General features: G+C 66.1%; 14 protein-coding genes. 11 read left to right on the top strand and 3 right to left on the bottom strand.

From position 1 onward, the window contains the following. Positions 1–77 precede the first annotated feature (77 nt). Entirely contained in the window at positions 78–2,873 is a 2,796-nt protein-coding gene (locus AC13GI_RS04465; RefSeq protein WP_482995632.1) for a beta-glucosidase family protein, read from the top strand. Positions 2,874–2,975: 102 nt separating this feature from the next. Here AC13GI_RS04465 and AC13GI_RS04460 read toward each other — a convergent pair whose 3' ends face one another. Continuing rightward, positions 2,976–3,881 carry a LysR family transcriptional regulator gene (locus AC13GI_RS04460; RefSeq protein ID WP_099821517.1) on the bottom strand — a complete coding sequence of 302 codons (906 nt, stop codon included), beginning with the start codon at positions 3,879–3,881 and terminating at the stop codon, positions 2,976–2,978. Positions 3,882–3,986: 105 nt separating this feature from the next. On the opposite strand from AC13GI_RS04460, the gene AC13GI_RS04455 reads away from it, so the two are divergent. The 3 genes from AC13GI_RS04455 (at position 3,987) to AC13GI_RS04445 (ending at position 7,844) form a co-directional block, all read left to right on the top strand. After that, on the top strand, positions 3,987–5,345 hold the full coding sequence (locus tag AC13GI_RS04455; protein WP_482995631.1) for an MFS transporter: 1,359 nt from the start codon (positions 3,987–3,989) through the stop codon (positions 5,343–5,345). After that, positions 5,345–5,731: a DUF4440 domain-containing protein gene (locus AC13GI_RS04450; RefSeq protein ID WP_482995630.1), complete on the top strand. Its 387-nt coding sequence runs from the start codon at positions 5,345–5,347 to the stop codon at positions 5,729–5,731. Before AC13GI_RS04455 ends, AC13GI_RS04450 begins: the two co-directional genes overlap by 1 nt. Before the next feature lie 202 nt (positions 5,732–5,933). Then, positions 5,934–7,844: a CocE/NonD family hydrolase gene (locus AC13GI_RS04445; RefSeq protein WP_482995629.1), complete on the top strand. Its 1,911-nt coding sequence runs from the start codon at positions 5,934–5,936 to the stop codon at positions 7,842–7,844. Positions 7,845–8,012: 168 nt separating this feature from the next. Here AC13GI_RS04445 and AC13GI_RS04440 read toward each other — a convergent pair whose 3' ends face one another. Next, positions 8,013–8,966 carry a helix-turn-helix transcriptional regulator gene (locus tag AC13GI_RS04440; RefSeq protein ID WP_482995628.1) on the bottom strand — a complete coding sequence of 318 codons (954 nt, stop codon included), beginning with the start codon at positions 8,964–8,966 and terminating at the stop codon, positions 8,013–8,015. Between the two features lie 91 nt (positions 8,967–9,057). Beyond that, positions 9,058–9,390 (bottom strand): hypothetical protein, encoded by a 333-nt coding sequence (locus AC13GI_RS04435; RefSeq protein ID WP_482995627.1) that lies wholly within the window; start codon positions 9,388–9,390, stop codon positions 9,058–9,060. 127 nt (positions 9,391–9,517) lie between these two features. On the opposite strand from AC13GI_RS04435, the gene AC13GI_RS04430 reads away from it, so the two are divergent. The 7 genes from AC13GI_RS04430 to AC13GI_RS04400 all read left to right on the top strand — a co-directional run bounded on the left by AC13GI_RS04430 (position 9,518) and on the right by AC13GI_RS04400 (position 17,072). Then, positions 9,518–10,276 carry an SDR family NAD(P)-dependent oxidoreductase gene (locus AC13GI_RS04430; RefSeq protein ID WP_482995626.1) on the top strand — a complete coding sequence of 253 codons (759 nt, stop codon included), beginning with the start codon at positions 9,518–9,520 and terminating at the stop codon, positions 10,274–10,276. A gap of 147 nt (positions 10,277–10,423) precedes the next feature. Continuing rightward, positions 10,424–10,873 (top strand): MgtC/SapB family protein, encoded by a 450-nt coding sequence (locus AC13GI_RS04425; RefSeq protein WP_100460309.1) that lies wholly within the window; start codon positions 10,424–10,426, stop codon positions 10,871–10,873. A 178-nt stretch (positions 10,874–11,051) separates the two neighbouring features. Next, positions 11,052–12,710: an L-lactate permease gene (gene lldP / locus AC13GI_RS04420; protein ID WP_482995625.1), complete on the top strand. Its 1,659-nt coding sequence runs from the start codon at positions 11,052–11,054 to the stop codon at positions 12,708–12,710. Positions 12,711–12,762: 52 nt separating this feature from the next. Further along, positions 12,763–13,527: a transcriptional regulator LldR gene (gene lldR / locus AC13GI_RS04415; protein WP_375070244.1), complete on the top strand. Its 765-nt coding sequence runs from the start codon at positions 12,763–12,765 to the stop codon at positions 13,525–13,527. Between the two features lie 4 nt (positions 13,528–13,531). Then, the gene (gene lldD, locus AC13GI_RS04410; RefSeq protein ID WP_482995624.1) at positions 13,532–14,671 is read left to right on the top strand and encodes an FMN-dependent L-lactate dehydrogenase LldD; all 1,140 of its coding nucleotides are present in this window, start codon (positions 13,532–13,534) and stop codon (positions 14,669–14,671) included. Next, complete coding sequence (gene dld, locus AC13GI_RS04405; RefSeq protein WP_482995623.1) at positions 14,668–16,374, top strand: D-lactate dehydrogenase; 1,707 nt, start codon at positions 14,668–14,670, stop codon at positions 16,372–16,374. Before lldD ends, dld begins: the two co-directional genes overlap by 4 nt. 92 nt (positions 16,375–16,466) lie before the next feature. After that, entirely contained in the window at positions 16,467–17,072 is a 606-nt protein-coding gene (locus tag AC13GI_RS04400; protein WP_482995622.1) for an SMI1/KNR4 family protein, read from the top strand. Positions 17,073–17,094: the final 22 nt, after the last annotated feature.

Here is a 17,094-nt window from a genome sequence, read left to right as displayed (position 1 = left end):
ATGCGCGGCATGACGCTGCACCCTTCGGCGGCACTTTCCCTGGACCGATTGCCTTGGCAACGGAATTACGCCCGCCGATGAAAACGTTTACAAAGCCGCTCGCCCTGTCCCTGGCCCTGTCTGCCGCACTGGCCACCCCGGCCTGGGCCGACTCCGCCGCCTTCACCGTGCTGACCCTGGAGCAGGCGCCGACAGCGGACGCGATGCCGGCCCTGGCTGCACAGTTGAAGACCCTGCAGGTGGACGCGGTCAGCGTTCGCCAGGTGCAGCGCGGCATCGGCCAGGTCGATCCGCTGCAGTTGCTGGCCGATGGCCTGGGCTACCAGTACCGCTTCATCGCCGCCGGCAAGGATGATGGCCAGACCCAGCACGGCCAGGCCGTGTTGACCCGGCTGCCGATCGCCGCCGAATCCGGCCCGGACCAGCCGGGCCTGAACTATCTGCGTCTGGATGACGGCCGCCATGCGGTGGCGGTCTACACCGACGCAGGCGCCGGTGCCACGCAATTGCCGGCGTTGGTGTCGCGTTCGCGGCTCGGCGCGCCGGCGGTGCTGCTTGGTGCGGTAGCCGGTGAATCGGCCAAGGCCGCCGGCTTCGACCCGGCACGCGTGGCCCTGGAAGCCGATGCCAGCTATTTCAGCGATGGTTTCCAGGCTGCCAGCAGTGCGCCGTTCAAGGTGGAAGGCAGCACGCTGCGCGCGACCCTGCTGACCTTGGCGTATGCCGCCGACAAGGGCGGCGAGCAGCCGTGGATGGATACCACCCTCACCGCTGATGCGCGCGCTGCGCTGCTGCTGAAGGCGATGACCGAGGACGAGAAGTTCCAGATGCTGCACAGCTACTTCGGGCTGGGCAAGGATGGCGGCAAGCTGCCGGAAGGTGCGGTGGGTTCGGCCGGTTTCGTACCGGGCGTGGCGCGTTTGGGCATTCCGTCGCAGCAGTCGGCCGACGCCGGCGTGGGCGTGACCAATCCGGGTGGCATCCGCCCGGGTGATTTCGCCACGGCGATGCCGTCGGGCCCGTCCACGGCGTCCACCTGGAACCGGGGTGTTGCCTTTGCCGGCGGCGCGACGATGGGTCGCGAAGCCTGGCAGCAGCGCTTCAACATCCTGCTGTCCGGCAGCGTGAACCTGCAGCGTGACCCGCGCAACGGCCGCAACTTCGAATACGCCGGTGAAGATCCGCTGCTGGCCGGTTCGATGGTCGGCGCGGTGATCCAGGGCGTGCAGAGCCAGCACGTCATTTCGTCGATGAAGCACTTCGCGCTGAACGACATGGAGACCCGCCGCAACTTCCACGACGTGCGCATCGGCGAACAGGCGATGCACGAGTCGGACCTGCTGGCGTTCGAAATCGCGCTGGAAGCCGGTCGTCCGGGCGTGGCGATGTGTTCCTACAACAAGATCAATGGCACCTACGGCTGCGAGAACGGCTACCTGATGAACCAGGTGCTGAAGCAGGAGTGGAAATTCCCCGGTTTCGTGATGTCCGACTGGGGCGGCGTGCACAGCGGTTCGAAGGCGGCGCTGGCCGGCCTGGACCAGCAGTCGGCTGGTGAAGTGTTCGATGCGGCGGTGTTCTTCGATGAGCCGTTGCGTCTGGCCGTGCACGGCGGCGTGGTGCCGCAGGCGCGCCTGAACGACATGGTGGCGCGCATCCTGCGCACGATGTTCCTGCACGGCAACTTCGACAATCCGCCGCAGCACCAGAAGGTCGACGCAGAGGCCGGTTTCGCCGTGGCCCAGCGCACGGTGGAAGAAGGCAGCGTGCTGCTGCGCAATGAAGGCAGCCTGCTGCCGCTGGCCGACAGCGCCAAGCGCATCGTCATCATCGGTGGCCATGCCGACAAGGGCGTCATCGGTGGCGGTGGTTCGTCGATGGTGGGTGTCACGGCCAAGGGCACCAATGCGGTGCCGGGCGTGCTGCCGACCACCTGGCCGGGCCCGGTGATCTTCCATCCGTCCTCGCCGCTGGAATCGCTGCGTGCCGCACGTCCGGATGCCACCATCACCTATGTGGACGGCGCCAATGCTGCCGCTGCGGCCAAGGCTGCTGCACAGGCGGATGTGGCCATCGTGTTCGCTACCCAGTGGGCCGCCGAATCGGTGGACCTGCCGGACATGCAGTTGCCGGACAACCAGGACGCGCTGATTTCAGCGGTGGCCAAGGCCAACCCGAAGACCGTGCTGGTGCTGGAGACCAATGGCCCGGTGCGCACGCCGTGGCTGGCACAGGTGCCGGCGGTGCTGCAGGCCTGGTACCCGGGCATCCGCGGCGGTGAAGGCATTGCCGCCCTGCTGACCGGCCAGGCCAATCCGTCCGGTCGCCTGCCGGTGACCTGGGTGGTGGACGAATCGCAGCTTCCGCGTCCGCACATCGATGGCCTCGGCTTCAAGCCGGCCAAGCCGTTCGGCGATGTGTTCGATTTCGATATCGAAGGCGCCAACGTCGGCTACAAGTGGATGGCGGCCAAGGGCCTGACCCCGACCTTCGCGTTCGGTCACGGCCTGTCCTACACCTCGTTCGCCTATGAAAACCTGAAGGTGAGCGTGGAAGGTTCGCGCTTGGTCGCCAGCGTCGACATCCGCAACACCGGCAAGCGCGCGGGTGCAGATGTCGCCCAGCTGTACCTGAAGCTGCCGGCCGGCAGCACCACGCCGATCCGCCTGATCGGCTACGACAAGGTCGAGCTGCAGCCGGGCGAACAGCGCCGTATCCGCATCGAAGCCGAGCCGAAGACCCTGGCCCATTACGATGCACAGGCCCGCCAGTGGAAGATCGATGGCGGCACCTACCAGGTGCAGCTGTCGCGCAATGCTGCCGAGCCGCTGCAGAGCGTGGACGTGCAGCTGGTGGAGCAGGTGCTGCGCTGATACGGCGCGGTCCTGATGCATGAAGACACGGCCCCGCAAGGGGCCGTGTTGGTTTGTGGTGTTGCCGCTGCGCTCGCCGGCCATGCCCGGCGGGCGAGGGATTCAGCCGGCGTCGTCACCAAACCACACGCGCAGGAAATCGATCAGCTGCCGCACCTTCGGCGAGGGCTGGTTGCTGTGCGGGTATACCGCGTACACGCTCTGCTGCGGGAAGCGGTGCTGGCGCAACACCGGCCGCAGGCGGTCGTGGGCGAGGTCGTCCTCGATCAGCCAGCGTGGCAGCACGGTGACGCCTGCACCGGCCACGGCGAACGCGCGCAGGCTGCTGGCCCCATCCACGCGTACCACCGCGTTGCCCGGGTTGGTGGCGAACAGGGCATCGCTGCCATCCGCTGCGACCACCGGCACATCGGCCAGGCGCGGATAGCCGAGGCGGGGCAGGGTGCCCAACTGTACGGGGTCATCGACAGCATCGGCGGATGGCAGGCGAGCCAGCAAAGCGGGCGCGGCGACTGCACACAACGGATGCCGCTCCAGCTCGCTGGCATGCAGTCCCGAGTCCGGCAGGCGGCCGAGACGGATCGCCAGGTCGAAGCGTTCGGGAATCAGGTCGGCCGGTGCCGGCGAGGTCGATAGATGCAGCACCAGCGCTGGATGCTGCGTGCGGAAGGCTTCCAGCGCCGGAATCAGCCGCAGCTGCGCGTACTCCGGGGTGGTGGTCAGGCGCAGCATGCCCTGCAGCTGATGCTGGTCGCGACGCGCGGCATCGATCGCGGCCTGCGCAGCATCCAGTGCCTGCACGCAGTGCTGCAGGAACTGTTCGCCGGCCTCGGTCAGCGCAAGGTGGCGGGTGCTGCGCAGCAGCAGGGTTACCCCGAGTTCCTGCTCCAATCGCTTCAGGTTGAAGCTGACCACGGCGCGGCTCAGGCCCAGGCGCTCGGCAGCGGCGGTCAGGCTGCCCGCCTCGACCACGGCGCGGAAGATATCGAAGCGATCGAGGCTGACCATGGCGATTGATTGTCAAAGCAGGTTTGACAGTGTTGCAGCTGTTGTCGTGTTTTTCCAACAAGGCCCGGACGGCATGCTGGTCGCTTCCCTGCTGGAGCGCCGCCAATGCCGTCCCCCCGCCTGCGCCATGAGGCGATCTTCCTGCTGGTGTTCGCCCTGGACCTGGTCAACATGTTCATCGCCACGGTGGCCTACCCGGCGCTGGCGGCCGAGCTGCATGCGGACATCGGCACCCTGGCCTGGGTGGGCACCGCCTACATGCTGGGCCTGAGCGTGGTGATTCCGCTGGCGCCGTGGTTGGCCGCGCGCTGCGGTGAGCGTCGCCTGTTGTTGCTTGCCTTGTTGCTGTTCACGGCGGCCGCGGGCCTGGCCGGCGCCGCGCCGTCCATCGGCTGGCTGCTGGGCTGGCGATTGCTGCAGGGGCTGGCCGGTGGCCTGCTGATTCCGGTGGCGCAGGCGGCGGCGTACCGGCAGTGCACGCCTGAACAACGCGGTGCGCTGACCCGGCGCATCCTGCTGGTGGCGTTGCTGGTGCCGGCACTGGCGCCTGCACTCGGCGGCCTGCTGGTGCAGTGGCTGTCCTGGCGCGGCGTGCTGTGGGCCAGCCTGCCGCTGGCGGTGCTGGCGATCGCCCTGGTACTGGCGTGGATGCCAGCCGATGGCCGGCGCAGTGCGCCACGCCTGCAGGGCTATGCACTGGCCACCGCGATGTCTGCGCTGGGCGCGTTGCTGCTGGCGCTGACCTGGCTGGGTGAGCCCGGCCATCGCTTCGCCGGTGCAGGGTTGCTGCTGCTGGCGACAGTGCTGGCTGTCGCTCATCTACGCCATGCGCGCCGGCAGCCGCAGCCGCTGCTGCGCTGGTCGCTGCTGTCCCATCGAGGCCTGCGCATGGCGATGCTGGTCTATCTGGCGGTGCCGGGTGTGTTCATCGGCAGCCAGCTGGCCAGCACCCTGCAGTTGAACCACGCCGGTTACAGCGCTGCGCAGATCGGCGCCCTGATGCTGCCGTGGGCGCTGGCCTCGGCACTGGCGATCACCGGCAGCCGGCGATTGCTGGCGTGCGTCGGGCCGGGCACGGTACTGCGGCTGGGCATGGTCCTGCAGGCCAGCGGTCTGCTGCTGATGGCGCTGCAATCACAGCCACCGTTCGTGCTGCCCGCCATGCTGTTCGCCTTGATGGGTGCGGGTGGCAGCCTGTGCAGCAGCACCGCGCAGACGCTGGCATTCCATGGTGTGGACGCCGAGGCACTGGGCGATGCCAGTGCGCTGTGGAACCTCAACCGCCAGCTCAGCTTCTGCCTGGGTACCGCCGCCATCGCGCTGCTGCTGGCCTTGGCCATGCAGTGGTGGCCGGCGCATGCCACCGGCGTGGCGCTGGGACTGGCCGCCGTACTCACCCTGTTGCCGATGGCGCTGCTGCACCGCGCGCAGCTGCATTCCCTTTCCACGACCGAGACCGCTTGATGGACATGACCGCCGAACACGAAATCCACCTTCTGCACGACAAGCTGCAGGCCTGGTTCCGCGCGGAGATCGCGGCCGATGCACTGGACGATCTGATGGCGCATTTCTGCGCGGACTTCAGCATGGTCGGCATTGCCGGACGCAGGTTGGACCGCAGTGCAGTGCAGGCGCTGTTCGCGGGTAGCCACGGTGCACGACCTGGGCTGCAGATCGCCATCGAGGCTGTGCAGGCGATGGAAGCGCCGATGCCGCTGGCGCTGCTGCGCTATCGCGAGGGACATGCCGTAGGCGCGGGCGAACCCACATGGCGGGAATCGCTGGCGGTGCTGCGGCAGGAAGACGGGCGCTGGCGCTGGCTGGCGTTGCATGAAGTGCCGGTGACGTGATGGATCCGCCGGGCATGGCCCGGCGCTATCGTGGTTGTCCGCGAACGGGTAGCGCTGGGCCATGCCCGGCGAACGCAGCGGCAGCGGCCCGCACATGTGCCATCAGTCCTGCCTGTAAACGCCGCAGAATGCAAAGCAGGCACGCGCTTTGCCGGGGGCTACGGGAGTAGGCTGGAACCTTTCCTGCCGGGAGGTGATGTCCATGCGTGTGCGTGCCGTTGCTGTTGCCGTAGCCCTGAGCCTGTCCAGCGCCGTGCTGGCCGCCGACACGCCGCCGATGACCCCGGATATCAGCGGAAAACCCTTCGTCGCTCCCGATGTGGGCCGCGACTACGACAAGCGCGTGGTGATGGTGCCGATGCGCGATGGCACCAAGCTGTATACGGTGATCGTGGTGCCCAAGGGCGCTCACAATGCGCCGATCCTGCTGACCCGCACACCGTACGACGCCGCCGGCCGCGCCAGCCGCAGTGATTCTCCGCGCATGCGCGATCTGCTGCCGCAGGGCGATGAAGTGTTCGTCGATGGCGGCTACATCCGCGTGTTCCAGGATATCCGTGGCAAGTACGGCTCCGAAGGCGATTACGTGATGACCCGGCCGCTGCGCGGGCCGCTGAACGGTACCAAGGTCGATCATTCCACCGATGCGTGGGACACCATCGATTGGCTGGTCAAGCATGTGCCGGAAACCAACGGCAAGGTTGGCATGCTCGGTTCATCGTATGAAGGCTTCACCGTGGTGATGGCACTGACCGATCCACACCCGGCACTGAAGGTGGCCGCGCCGCAGAGCCCGATGGTCGATGGCTGGATGGGTGACGACTGGCTCAACTACGGCGCCTTCCGCCAGGTCAATTTCAACTACTTCGCCATGCAGACCGAGAAGCGCGGCAAGGGCACGCCACTGCCGTCGCTGGGCTACGACGATTACAGCACCTTCCTGCGCATCGGCTCGGCCGGTGACTACGCCCGCTTTACCGGCGTGGACCAGCTGACCTGGTGGAAGAAGCTGGTACAGCACCCCGCATACGATGCGTTCTGGCAGGGCCAGGCGCTGGATGCGGTGATGGCGAAGACGCCGCTGAAGGTGCCGACCATGTGGCTGCAGGGCCTGTGGGACCAGGAGGACATGTGGGGCGCCAACCATGCCTACCAGGCGATGGAAGGACGCGATACCGGCAACACCCACAACTACCTGGTGATGGGGCCGTGGCGGCACAGCCAGGTGAACTATGACGGCAGCCAGCTGGGGGCGCTGAAGTTCGACGGCGATACCGCGCTGCAGTTCCGCCGCGACGTGCTCAAGCCGTTCTTCGACCAGTACCTGGTGGACGGCGCGCCCAAGGCCGATACGCCACCGGTGCTGGTCTACAACACCGGTGAAAACCACTGGGACCGCCTGCAGGGCTGGCCGCGCAGCTGCGAGAAGGCGTGCGCGGCAAACAGCAAGCCGCTGTACCTGCGTGCCGGTGGCAAGCTGGCGTTCCAGGCACCGGCGGCGGGCGAGGGCGACTTCGAGGAATACGTGTCCGACCCGTCCAAGCCGGTGCCGTTCGCGCCGCGCCCGGTGCGCTTCGGCGACCGCGACATGTGGACCACCTGGCTGGTCAAGGACCAGCGCTTCGTCGATGGCCGGCCTGACGTGCTGACCTTCATCACCGAGCCGTTGACCGCACCGCTGCGCATCGGTGGCACGCCGGTGGTGAACCTGCAGGCATCCACCAGTGGCACCGACAGCGATTGGGTGGTGAAGCTGATCGACGTCTATCCGGACCAGGAAGCATCGACGCCGGAGATGGGCGGCTATGAGCTGCCGGTGTCACTGGCGATCTTCCGTGGCCGTTACCGCGAGAGCTTCAGCGATCCCAAGGCGCTGGCGGCCAACCAGGTGCTGCCGTACCGCTTCGACCTGCCCAATGCCAACCACACCTTCCAGAAGGGCCATCGGGTGATGGTGCAGGTGCAGTCCAGCCTGTTCCCGCTGTACGACCGCAATCCGCAGAGCTACGTGCCGAACATCTACCTGGCCAAGCCGGGTGATTACCAGAAGGCTACGCAGCGGGTATGGCACAGCGCCGCGCAGGCCAGCTACATCGAGCTGCCGGTGTATTGAGGCGGAGGAGATGACGCCGGGCCATGCCCGGTGATACCTGGGGGGGCGCGTGTGTCGGTAGCGCCGCGCCATGCCCGGCGGCGCGTGGTAGTGCCGGCCGCTGGCCGGCATCCTCGATGACGCGAAAGCGTGTCGACCGAGGTCGACACCTACCAGAGCAGATGGGCTTCAGCCGACCTTCGAAGGGCCGGTGCGCCAGCGGCTGGGCACCAGCCCGAAGCGCTTGCGGAATGCTGCGGCGAAGTTGCTGGGATGACGATAGCCGGTTTCCGCCGCCGCCCGCTCCACGCTCCAGCCGGATTCACGAAGGCCCTGCTCGGCGTGACGCATGCGCTGTTCGTGCAGGTAGTCGAATACCGAGCAGCCATACACCTGGACGAAGTGACGGCGCAGCGCGCTGGGGCTCATGCAGGCCAGCTGGGCCAGCTCGACCAGGCTGTGCGCGTGACCGGGCTCGTCGTGCAGGAAAGCCCGCACGCGTTCAAGTCGGCTGCGCTGGCCGCTGCGCAGCATGCGTGCGCCTTCAACCTGCAGATCATCGGCCTGCAGGCCCACGGTCAGCAGCTGCAGCGCCACGCCTTCGCGCCAGAGTGCATCCAGATCGTCCTGCCAAGGGCTTTCGAACAACTGCGCGAGGGTCGGCAGCATCGCGTGCGGGATGGCCCAGTGGCGGCATTCCAGCGACGCACGCAGTGCCTGTTGCAACGGTGGTTGCTGGAATACGTCCGGGTCCATGTCGGCTGGCACCAGCAGGCTGACGCCGCGCAGGCGCGTGTTGCCGGGATGCATGCCCACCGTCGCCATATGGTCGCGGTGGCTGGTGCTGACCGCCGTGCCGGCGCGCAGGGTAAAGCCACTGCGCTGCGGGACCTGCACATCGACCTGGCCCTGCAGCATCAGCCGGATGACCAGACCCGGCCGCTCATGCGCGGTGGCGGTGTAAGCGAAGCGATTGTGCACGTCGGACGCGATCAGGCTCATGCCGCCGCGCAGGGTCTGCTCGTGCAGGTCACCGTGGCCGGCCCACTGTTCTTCGCGCAGGTGGCGGGGATCGGCGCGGTAGTCATAGCCATGGCGCTGGCCAAAGCGGCGGAAATCGGCAAACGTGAAATATCGGGACATCGCTCGGCGCTCAACAATAAAAGACGGGTGCCGGCGACGGTGTGCCCGCACGTTCCATCGTGCACCTGCAGCGCGGATCGGTCCTGCGCTTTCAGAGGTAGAAATAGATTCCCGTCATTTTCTCCAATGCCAGCCCGAATGCGATATCCAACGGGTCAATCGATTGGCATTTACGGCCAAGTTGAAGGTCGCGCAGCAGTGCGCGTGCGTATTGCAACTGCTCGGGGTGGGTGATCGCTTGGTCTTCGTAGCGGTCAAAGAGCAGACCGAGCCGGGTATTGAGGGTGGTGAGGAAGCCGCTGTCGAACAGAAGATCGACCGTGGAATCGCTGAGCATCACCTCGTACAGGTCGCCAGGCAGGCAGGAATCGGTGTCCAGCCGCCGTTCGGCATCGGCAGTAAGCGGAACGCAGGCTGTACGCATGGAAGTTTCTTTGCCGGGGATGCGCGCAAGTATCCCCCATGCAGCGCTTTCGTCACGAAGAAGGGCGTAGTGTCTGTGGGGTCGGACGTTTCTGTCCGCATCGATTCCCAACGCATGGAGACCACAGATGATTGATTACCAGCTCAACGGAAAAACCGCGATCGTGACCGGCGGTGTTTCCGGTATCGGCCTGGCGGTAGCGGAGACGCTCGCCGCATCGGGTGCGCGTATTTCGGTATGGGACCTGAAGCAGGAAGCGGTGGATGCAACAGTAGACGCGCTGCGCAGCCAGGGTGCCGAGGCCATCGGCATCGCGCTGGATGTCACCGACGAGGCTGCGGTGGAAGCGGCGGTGCAGCGCACGGTGAAGGAACTGGGCGGCGTGCACATCGCAGTGAACAATGCGGGCATTGGCGGGCCTGCGGCCAGCAGTGGCGACTACCCGATCGATGGCTGGAAACGCGTGGTGGATGTGAACCTGACCAGCGTGTTCCTGTGCCAGCGGGCGCAGATCCAGGCGATGCGTGCGGCGGGCAGTGGTGGCAGCATCATCAACATGGCCTCCATTCTGGGCCAGGTGGGCTATGCCGGCTCGACCGCCTACGCGGCCGCCAAACATGGTGTGGTCGGCCTGACCCAGACGGCTGCATGGGAGCATGCCGCCGATGGCATCCGCATCAATGCGGTGGGCCCGGGCTTCATCAACACGCCGTTGCTTGAAAAGATGGACGCCAAGGTGCGCGCAACGCTGGAAGGGCGGCATGCGCTCAAGCGCTTGGGAACACCGCAGGAAGTGGCCGCGCTGGTGGCCTGGCTGGCCAGCGACGATGCCTCGTTCGCGACGGGTGCGTACTACGCCATCGATGGTGGCTATCTGGCGCAGTAACCGGGTGCAACCGGGGTACGCATGGCGGTGATCAACCGGTCGACGCCATGCCTGGATGAATCCGCGCGGTGAAGAGGGCGTGCCATCGCCTTCACCGCCGTCCCACGGCCGCCGCGCAACGCTCCGGGAAACTTCCGGAGCCTCTTTATGGAACTCACCCAGGACATGTCCATTCTGCTGCGCGTGGCCGCTGCCATGGTCTTTGGCGGCGTGCTGGGCGTAGAGCGCGAGATGGGCAAGCACGCTGCCGGCCTGCGCACGCACATGCTGATCGCCGGTGCTGCTGCGCTGATCGTCGGGCTCGGTGACTCGGTGGCCGAACACTTCCAGCAGGAGCGCTACCGCGATCTGCTGCAGGTCGACCCGGTGCGCTTGATCGAAGCGGTGGTGGCCTGCGTCGGTTTCGTCGCCGCCGGCACCATCCTGCGTGGCAATCGCGAGGACCAGGTCAGCGGGCTCACCACGGCCAGCTCCTTGATCATGGCGGCGGCCATCGGCATTGCCGTGGGCATCGGCAAGTACGTGATCGCACTCGGTGTCAGCGTGCTGTGCGTGCTGGTGCTCGCGCTGATCCGACGGGTGGAGAAGAAGCTGTAATCCAAAAAATGGTACTACCAATAATTCCGTATAGCCCTATGGTCTAATAGGCTCTTCGCAGGATTGGCGGTTCAATTCGCGCCTGTGGTCCGTTCACTGGTCAAATCGGTACGACCAATGATGACGGGCGCGACGCCCCCACCCGGTGGGGAACCTCCTGTTCCTGTCGAGAGCCCTCATGCAGCCCTGGCAACACGTGTACGACCCCGCTGGCAACCTGTGGTTGTCGAGCCTGATCGCGCTGCTGCCGATCGCCTTCTTCTTCGTTGCCCTGGCCGTGCTGCGCATGAAGGGCTGGATCGCCGGCACCATCACCGTGGCCATCGCGCTTGCCGTGGCACTGCTGTTCTATCGCATGCCGGTGGCGCAGGCGCTGGGCGCGGCGGGCTTCGGCTTCGTCTATGGCCTGTGGCCGATCGCCTGGATCATCATCGGCGCGGTGTTCCTGTACAAGGTCTCGGTCAAGACCGGCCAGTTCGACATCATCCGCGCCTCGATCCTGTCGGTCACCGAGGACCAGCGGTTGCAGATGCTGATGGTCGGCTTCGCCTTCGGTGCCTTCCTGGAAGGTGCGGCCGGGTTCGGTGCGCCGGTGGCGATCACCGCCGCGCTGCTGGTCGGGCTGGGCTTCAAACCGCTGTATGCCGCCGGCCTGTGCCTGATCGTCAACACCGCGCCGGTAGCGTTCGGTGCGATGGGCATTCCGATCATCGTGGCAGGGCAGGTGACTGGCCTGGACGCCTTCGAGATCGGCCAGATGGCGGGCCGCCAGCTGCCGTTCCTGACCATCATCGTGCTGTTCTGGATCATGGCGATCATGGATGGCTGGCGTGGCATCAAGGAAACCTGGCCGGCGGTGCTGGTGGCCGGCGGCTCGTTCGCCATTGCCCAGTACCTGACCTCCAACTTCATCGGCCCGGAACTGCCGGACATCACCGCGTCGCTGGCGTCGCTGGTCTGCCTGACCCTGTTCCTGCGCCGCTGGAAGCCGGTGCGGATCTTCCGCTTCGATACCGAAACCAGCGCTGAGGCGGCCGCACAGGCACTGGAAGCGCCGCGCCATAGCGTCGGCCAGATCGCCAAGGCCTGGTCACCGTTCCTGATCCTCACCGCGATGGTCACCGTGTGGAGCATCAAGCCGTTCAAGTCGCTGTTCGCCAGCGGCGGCCCGCTGGAAAGCTGGGTGCTGAAGATCCCGGTGCCGGGCCTGGACCAGCTGGTGCAGAAGATGCCGCCGATCGTCGAAGCGCCGCTGAGCTATGAGGCGGTGTACAAGTTCGACTGGTTCTCGGCCACCGGTACCTCGATCATCCTCGCTGCGGTGATTGCGATCATCGCCCTGCGCATGCCGGCGCGCTCGGCGCTGCAGACCTTCGGTGAAACCGTGCGCGAACTGCGTATGCCGATCTTCTCGATCGGCATGGTGCTGGCGTTCGCCTTCATCGCCAACTATTCGGGCCTGTCGGCCACGTTGGCGCTGGCACTGGCGCACACCGGCAAGGCGTTCCCGTTCTTCTCGCCGTTCCTGGGCTGGCTGGGCGTGTTCCTGACCGGTTCGGATACCTCGTCCAATGCGCTGTTCTCGGCGCTGCAGGCGACCACCGCGCAGCAGATCGGCGTGTCCGACGTGCTGCTGGTAGCGGCCAACACCACCGGCGGCGTCACCGGCAAGATGATCTCGCCGCAGTCCATTGCCATTGCCTGTGCAGCGGTGGGCCTGGCCGGCAAGGAGTCGGACCTGTTCCGCTTCACCGTCAAGCACAGCCTGATCTTCACCACGATGGTCGGCCTGATCACCCTGGCCCAGGCCTACTGGCTGACCTGGATGATTCCCTGAGCATGCAGCGCAGGCCGACCAACAGCGGCGTGCTTCGGGCCACAATGGCGCCATGAGCACACAACGGGTTTCGGACAAGGTGGCCGCGCAGCTGCGTGCGCTGGTGCAGGAACGGCAGCTGCAGCCGGGCGACAGGCTGCCGGCCGAGCGCACGCTGGCGGTGCAGCTGGGGGTTTCGCGGACCGCGCTGCGCGAGGCCATTGCCCAGTTGGCCAGCCACGGTCTGCTGACCGCGCGCGTGGGTGGTGGCACCTATGTGAGCGAGCCCGCCGCACGGGCACGGCAGGCACTGGATGAACCCTTGGTGCCATACCTGCCGCTGTTCCAGGGCGACCCGGAATATCGATTCGACGTGCTGGAAATCCGCCACGCACTGGAAGGCGCCACGGCCTGGCACGCGGCGCTGCGCGCCACCGACGAAGACCGTGCACGTATCGCCCAAGCGTTTCAGACCATGATGGACGCGCATGGCAAGGATGACCCCACCGGCGAAGCCGAGGCCGATGCGGCCTTCCACCTGTCCATCGCCGAGGCGTCGCACAACCTGGTGCTGCTGCAGGTGATGCGCGGTTTGTTCGAGCTGCTGCAGACCAACATCTCGCAGAGCCGCGAAAAGCTGTACACCTCGGCCAGGACCTTCTCTCCGTTGTCCGACCAGCACCGCGAGATGATGGATGCGGTGATGGCCGGCGACCCCGAACGTGCGCGCGCCGCCGCACATGCCCACCTCGAGTTCGTGCACACCACGCTGCGCACCCTCGATGACAACGAAGCCCGGCGTGCGCGGGCCTCGCGCCTGCCTTCCCCACACGGTTGACCCCATGATCATTTCCGCCTCCACCGATTACCGTGCCGCAGCCGAACGTCGGCTGCCGCCGTTCCTGTTCCACTACATCGATGGTGGCGCGTATGCCGAGCACACGCTGAAGCGCAACGTGTCCGACCTGTCCGACATTGCGCTGCGCCAGCGCATCCTGCGCAACATGTCCGACCTGAGCCTGGAAACCGAGCTGTTCGGCGAGAAGCTGGCGATGCCGGTGGCGCTGGCCCCGGTCGGCCTGACCGGCATGTATGCCCGTCGCGGTGAAGTGCAGGCGGCGCGCGCGGCCGACAGTCGCGGTATCCCGTTCACGCTGTCCACGGTGTCTGTGTGCCCGATCGAAGAAGTCGCGCCAGCAATCCGGCGCCCGATGTGGTTCCAGCTGTACGTGCTGCGCGATCGCGGCTTCATGCGCAATGCGCTGGAGCGCGCGCAGGCGGCGGGTGTGACCACCCTGGTGTTCACGGTCGACATGCCGGTGCCGGGCGCGCGTTATCGTGACGCGCACTCGGGCATGAGTGGTCCGAATGCTGCAATGCGTCGCATCGGCCAGGCCATCACCCATCCGCGCTGGGCGTGGGACGTGGGCCTGCGCGGACGCCCGCATGACCTCGGCAACATCTCCACCTATCGCGGCAACCCGACCGGGCTGGAGGACTACATCGGCTGGCTGGGCAGCAACTTCGATCCGTCCATTTCGTGGAAGGACCTGGAGTGGATCCGCGAATTCTGGAAGGGTCCGATGGTGATCAAGGGCATCCTCGATGCCGACGATGCGCGTGATGCGGTCGCCTTCGGCGCCGATGGCATCGTGGTCTCCAACCATGGCGGTCGCCAGCTGGATGGTGTGCTGTCCACCGCACGCGCCTTGCCAGCCATTGCCGATGCGGTGCAGGGCGATCTGAAGATCCTTGCCGATTCCGGCATCCGCACCGGCCTGGACGTGGTGCGCATGCTGGCGCTGGGCGCTGATACCGTGCTGCTGGGTCGCGCCTTCGTCTACGCGCTTGCCGCGCAGGGCGAGGCCGGCGTGGCCAACCTGCTGGACCTGATCGCCAAGGAAATGCGCGTGGCGATGACCCTGACCGGCGCGCATGGCATTGCTGACATCGGCCGTGATTCGCTGGTGCGCCTGCCATGAGTGATCGCAACACGGTGCTGGCGCGGTTGCGTGCTGCGGTGGGGGACCGCCACGTACTGACCGGCGACAAGGCCACCCGCCGCTTCCGTCGCGGCTATCGCTTCGGCGACGGCCCGGTGCTGGCGGTGGTGCGCCCGGGTACGCTGCTGCAGCTGTGGCACGTGCTGCAGGCGGCGGTGCAGGGCGGCGCGGCGATCATCCTGCAGGCAGCCAATACCGGCCTGACCGGCGGTTCCACCCCGGATGGCGATGACTACGGCCGGCCGATCGTGCTGGTCAGTACCCTGCGCCTGACCGGCATCCAGCTGTTGAACGAAGGCCGCCAGGTGCTATGCCTGCCCGGCGCGACGCTGGACCGGTTGGAGCAGACGCTGGCACCCCTCGGCCGCGAGCCGCACTCGGTGATCGGCTCGTCGTGCATCGGCGCCTCGGTGCTGGGCGGCATCTGCAACAACTCCGGTGGCGCGCTGGTGCGCCGTGGCCCTGCCTACACCGAGCTGGCGCTGTATGCGCAGGTTGATGCTCAGGGCGAACTGCAGCTGGTCAACCATCTGGGCATCGCGCTGGGCGATACGCCCGAGCAGATCCTGCAGCGTCTGCAGGACGGTGACTACCGCGCTGCAGACGTCAGCAATGGGGATGGCCGTGCTGCCTCCGATCCGCGTTACGCCGAGGAAGTGCGCAAGGTCGATGCCGATACCCCGGCTCGCTTCAATGCCGATCCCAGCCGTCATTTCGAGGCAGCCGGATCTGCCGGCAAGCTGGCGGTGTTCGCCGTGCGCCTGGATACGTTCGAGAAGGAGGCCGCCGAGGTCTTCTATATCGGCAGCAACCGCACCGACAGCCTGACCGCGATCCGCCGCCAGCTGCTCACCGGCTTCGAGCGCCTTCCCATCGCCGGTGAATACATCCACCGCGATGCCTATGACATCGGCGAGCGCTACGGCAAGGACAGTTTCCTGCTGATCGACAAGCTCGGCACCGCACGCGTGCCGGCTGCGTTCGCGCTGAAGAGCCGGGTCGATGGCTGGTTCGAACGGCTCGGCCTGCGCGGTGTCACCGACCGGGTGATGCAGGCGCTGACCGGTCTGCTGCCTTCGCACCTGCCCAAGCGCATGGGCGAATTCCGCCAGCGTTACGAGCATCACCTGCTGCTGAAGGTGTCCGCGCAGGATGCGGCCGCCACCGAGGCGTGGCTGCGCAGCTTCTTCAACGGCCATGAAGGCGGTTACTTCCACTGCACGGCCGACGAAGGACGCAAGGCGTTCCTGCATCGCTTCGCCGTGGCCGGTGCAGCGGTGCGCTACCGCGAAGTGCACCGCGAACAGGTGCAGGACATCGTCGCGCTGGACATCGCGCTGCGCCGCGATGATGCCGACTGGTTCGAGCAGCTGCCGGCAGACATCGACGGCCGCCTGCTGCACAAGCTGTACTACGGCCACTTCCTGTGCCACGTGTTCCACCAGGACTACATCGCGCGCAAGGGTGAAGACCCGATGGCCATCGAGCACGCGATGTGGGCATTGCTGGACCAGCGCGGTGCGGAGTACCCCGCCGAGCACAATGTCGGTCATCTGTATCCGGCCAAGCCGGCGCTGGCCGGCTTCTACCGCACGCTGGACCCGAGCAATACCTTCAACCCCGGCATCGGCCAGACGTCGAAGGCGAAAGGTTGGGGTGGCTGCGACTGCAACGGACACTGATGGCAAACGCCTCGAAAATTCGGATTCGTTGTATTCCAGACTCATCGCCTTGGCACTAGCCTGAGCCCTTGCAATAGACGGATGCACGATCGATGCAGAGCGCAGATGAAATATGGGTTTCCATCAGAGCGTCGCTTTTCGAGAAGCACTGTCTGGATGAGATGCAGCTACGGCCAGGAGCTTCCGAAAGTGAATTGATTGAACTGGAGGCCCAGTTGGGAGTTGTTCTGCCAGATCTGCTGAAGCAGATGCTGATGATTCACGACGGACAGGACGGGTTCGGGCTTCTTTTCGGAAATCAGATGCTCTCGATAGCGGAGATCCTGCGGCAGTGGCAAGGATGGCGGGAGATCGAGGCTGACGGGATGAACGAAGACTGCGCTGAGTTCATGGAGGCTAGCCCTCCTGGGGTGGTGAAGCCAATGTACGCGAATGCGCGCTGGATACCGCTCACGCATGACGGCGGTGGAAATCACATGGGCTTGGACTTCGATCCCGATGCGGGTGGGTCTGAAGGTCAGATGATTGCGTTTGGGGCTGACGAAGATACGAAGTATCTTCTCGCACGTACTTTTGATGATTTTGTGGCGAAGGCCTTGGAGTGGATCCAACAGTCGCGTTGGAATGACGGCGACCTGCTATCAGACGCCGATGATGGTTTTGCTCCCCCTGCGATTCTGCGTAGCATCAGCGGATAGCCCCGGATGCCGTTCTCTTGGT

The organism is Stenotrophomonas sp. 82F1, from assembly GCF_056861525.1.
The sequence above is the reverse complement of the archived record's forward strand: the minus strand, read 5'-3'. Positions and strand labels throughout refer to the sequence as shown.

Bases quoted from the DNA above. Each gene is read 5' to 3' on its own strand.
- AC13GI_RS04465 (WP_482995632.1), top strand. From the start codon at position 78: ATGAAAACGTTTACAAAGCCGCTCGCCCTGTCCCTGGCCCTGTCTGCC.
- AC13GI_RS04460 (WP_099821517.1), bottom strand. From the start codon at position 3,881: ATGGTCAGCCTCGATCGCTTCGATATCTTCCGCGCCGTGGTCGAGGCG.
- AC13GI_RS04455 (WP_482995631.1), top strand. From the start codon at position 3,987: ATGCCGTCCCCCCGCCTGCGCCATGAGGCGATCTTCCTGCTGGTGTTC.
- AC13GI_RS04450 (WP_482995630.1), top strand. From the start codon at position 5,345: ATGGACATGACCGCCGAACACGAAATCCACCTTCTGCACGACAAGCTG.
- AC13GI_RS04445 (WP_482995629.1), top strand. From the start codon at position 5,934: ATGCGTGTGCGTGCCGTTGCTGTTGCCGTAGCCCTGAGCCTGTCCAGC.
- AC13GI_RS04440 (WP_482995628.1), bottom strand. From the start codon at position 8,966: ATGTCCCGATATTTCACGTTTGCCGATTTCCGCCGCTTTGGCCAGCGC.
- AC13GI_RS04435 (WP_482995627.1), bottom strand. From the start codon at position 9,390: ATGCGTACAGCCTGCGTTCCGCTTACTGCCGATGCCGAACGGCGGCTG.
- AC13GI_RS04430 (WP_482995626.1), top strand. From the start codon at position 9,518: ATGATTGATTACCAGCTCAACGGAAAAACCGCGATCGTGACCGGCGGT.
- AC13GI_RS04425 (WP_100460309.1), top strand. From the start codon at position 10,424: ATGGAACTCACCCAGGACATGTCCATTCTGCTGCGCGTGGCCGCTGCC.
- lldP (WP_482995625.1), top strand. From the start codon at position 11,052: ATGCAGCCCTGGCAACACGTGTACGACCCCGCTGGCAACCTGTGGTTG.
- lldR (WP_375070244.1), top strand. From the start codon at position 12,763: ATGAGCACACAACGGGTTTCGGACAAGGTGGCCGCGCAGCTGCGTGCG.
- lldD (WP_482995624.1), top strand. From the start codon at position 13,532: ATGATCATTTCCGCCTCCACCGATTACCGTGCCGCAGCCGAACGTCGG.
- dld (WP_482995623.1), top strand. From the start codon at position 14,668: ATGAGTGATCGCAACACGGTGCTGGCGCGGTTGCGTGCTGCGGTGGGG.
- AC13GI_RS04400 (WP_482995622.1), top strand. From the start codon at position 16,467: ATGCAGAGCGCAGATGAAATATGGGTTTCCATCAGAGCGTCGCTTTTC.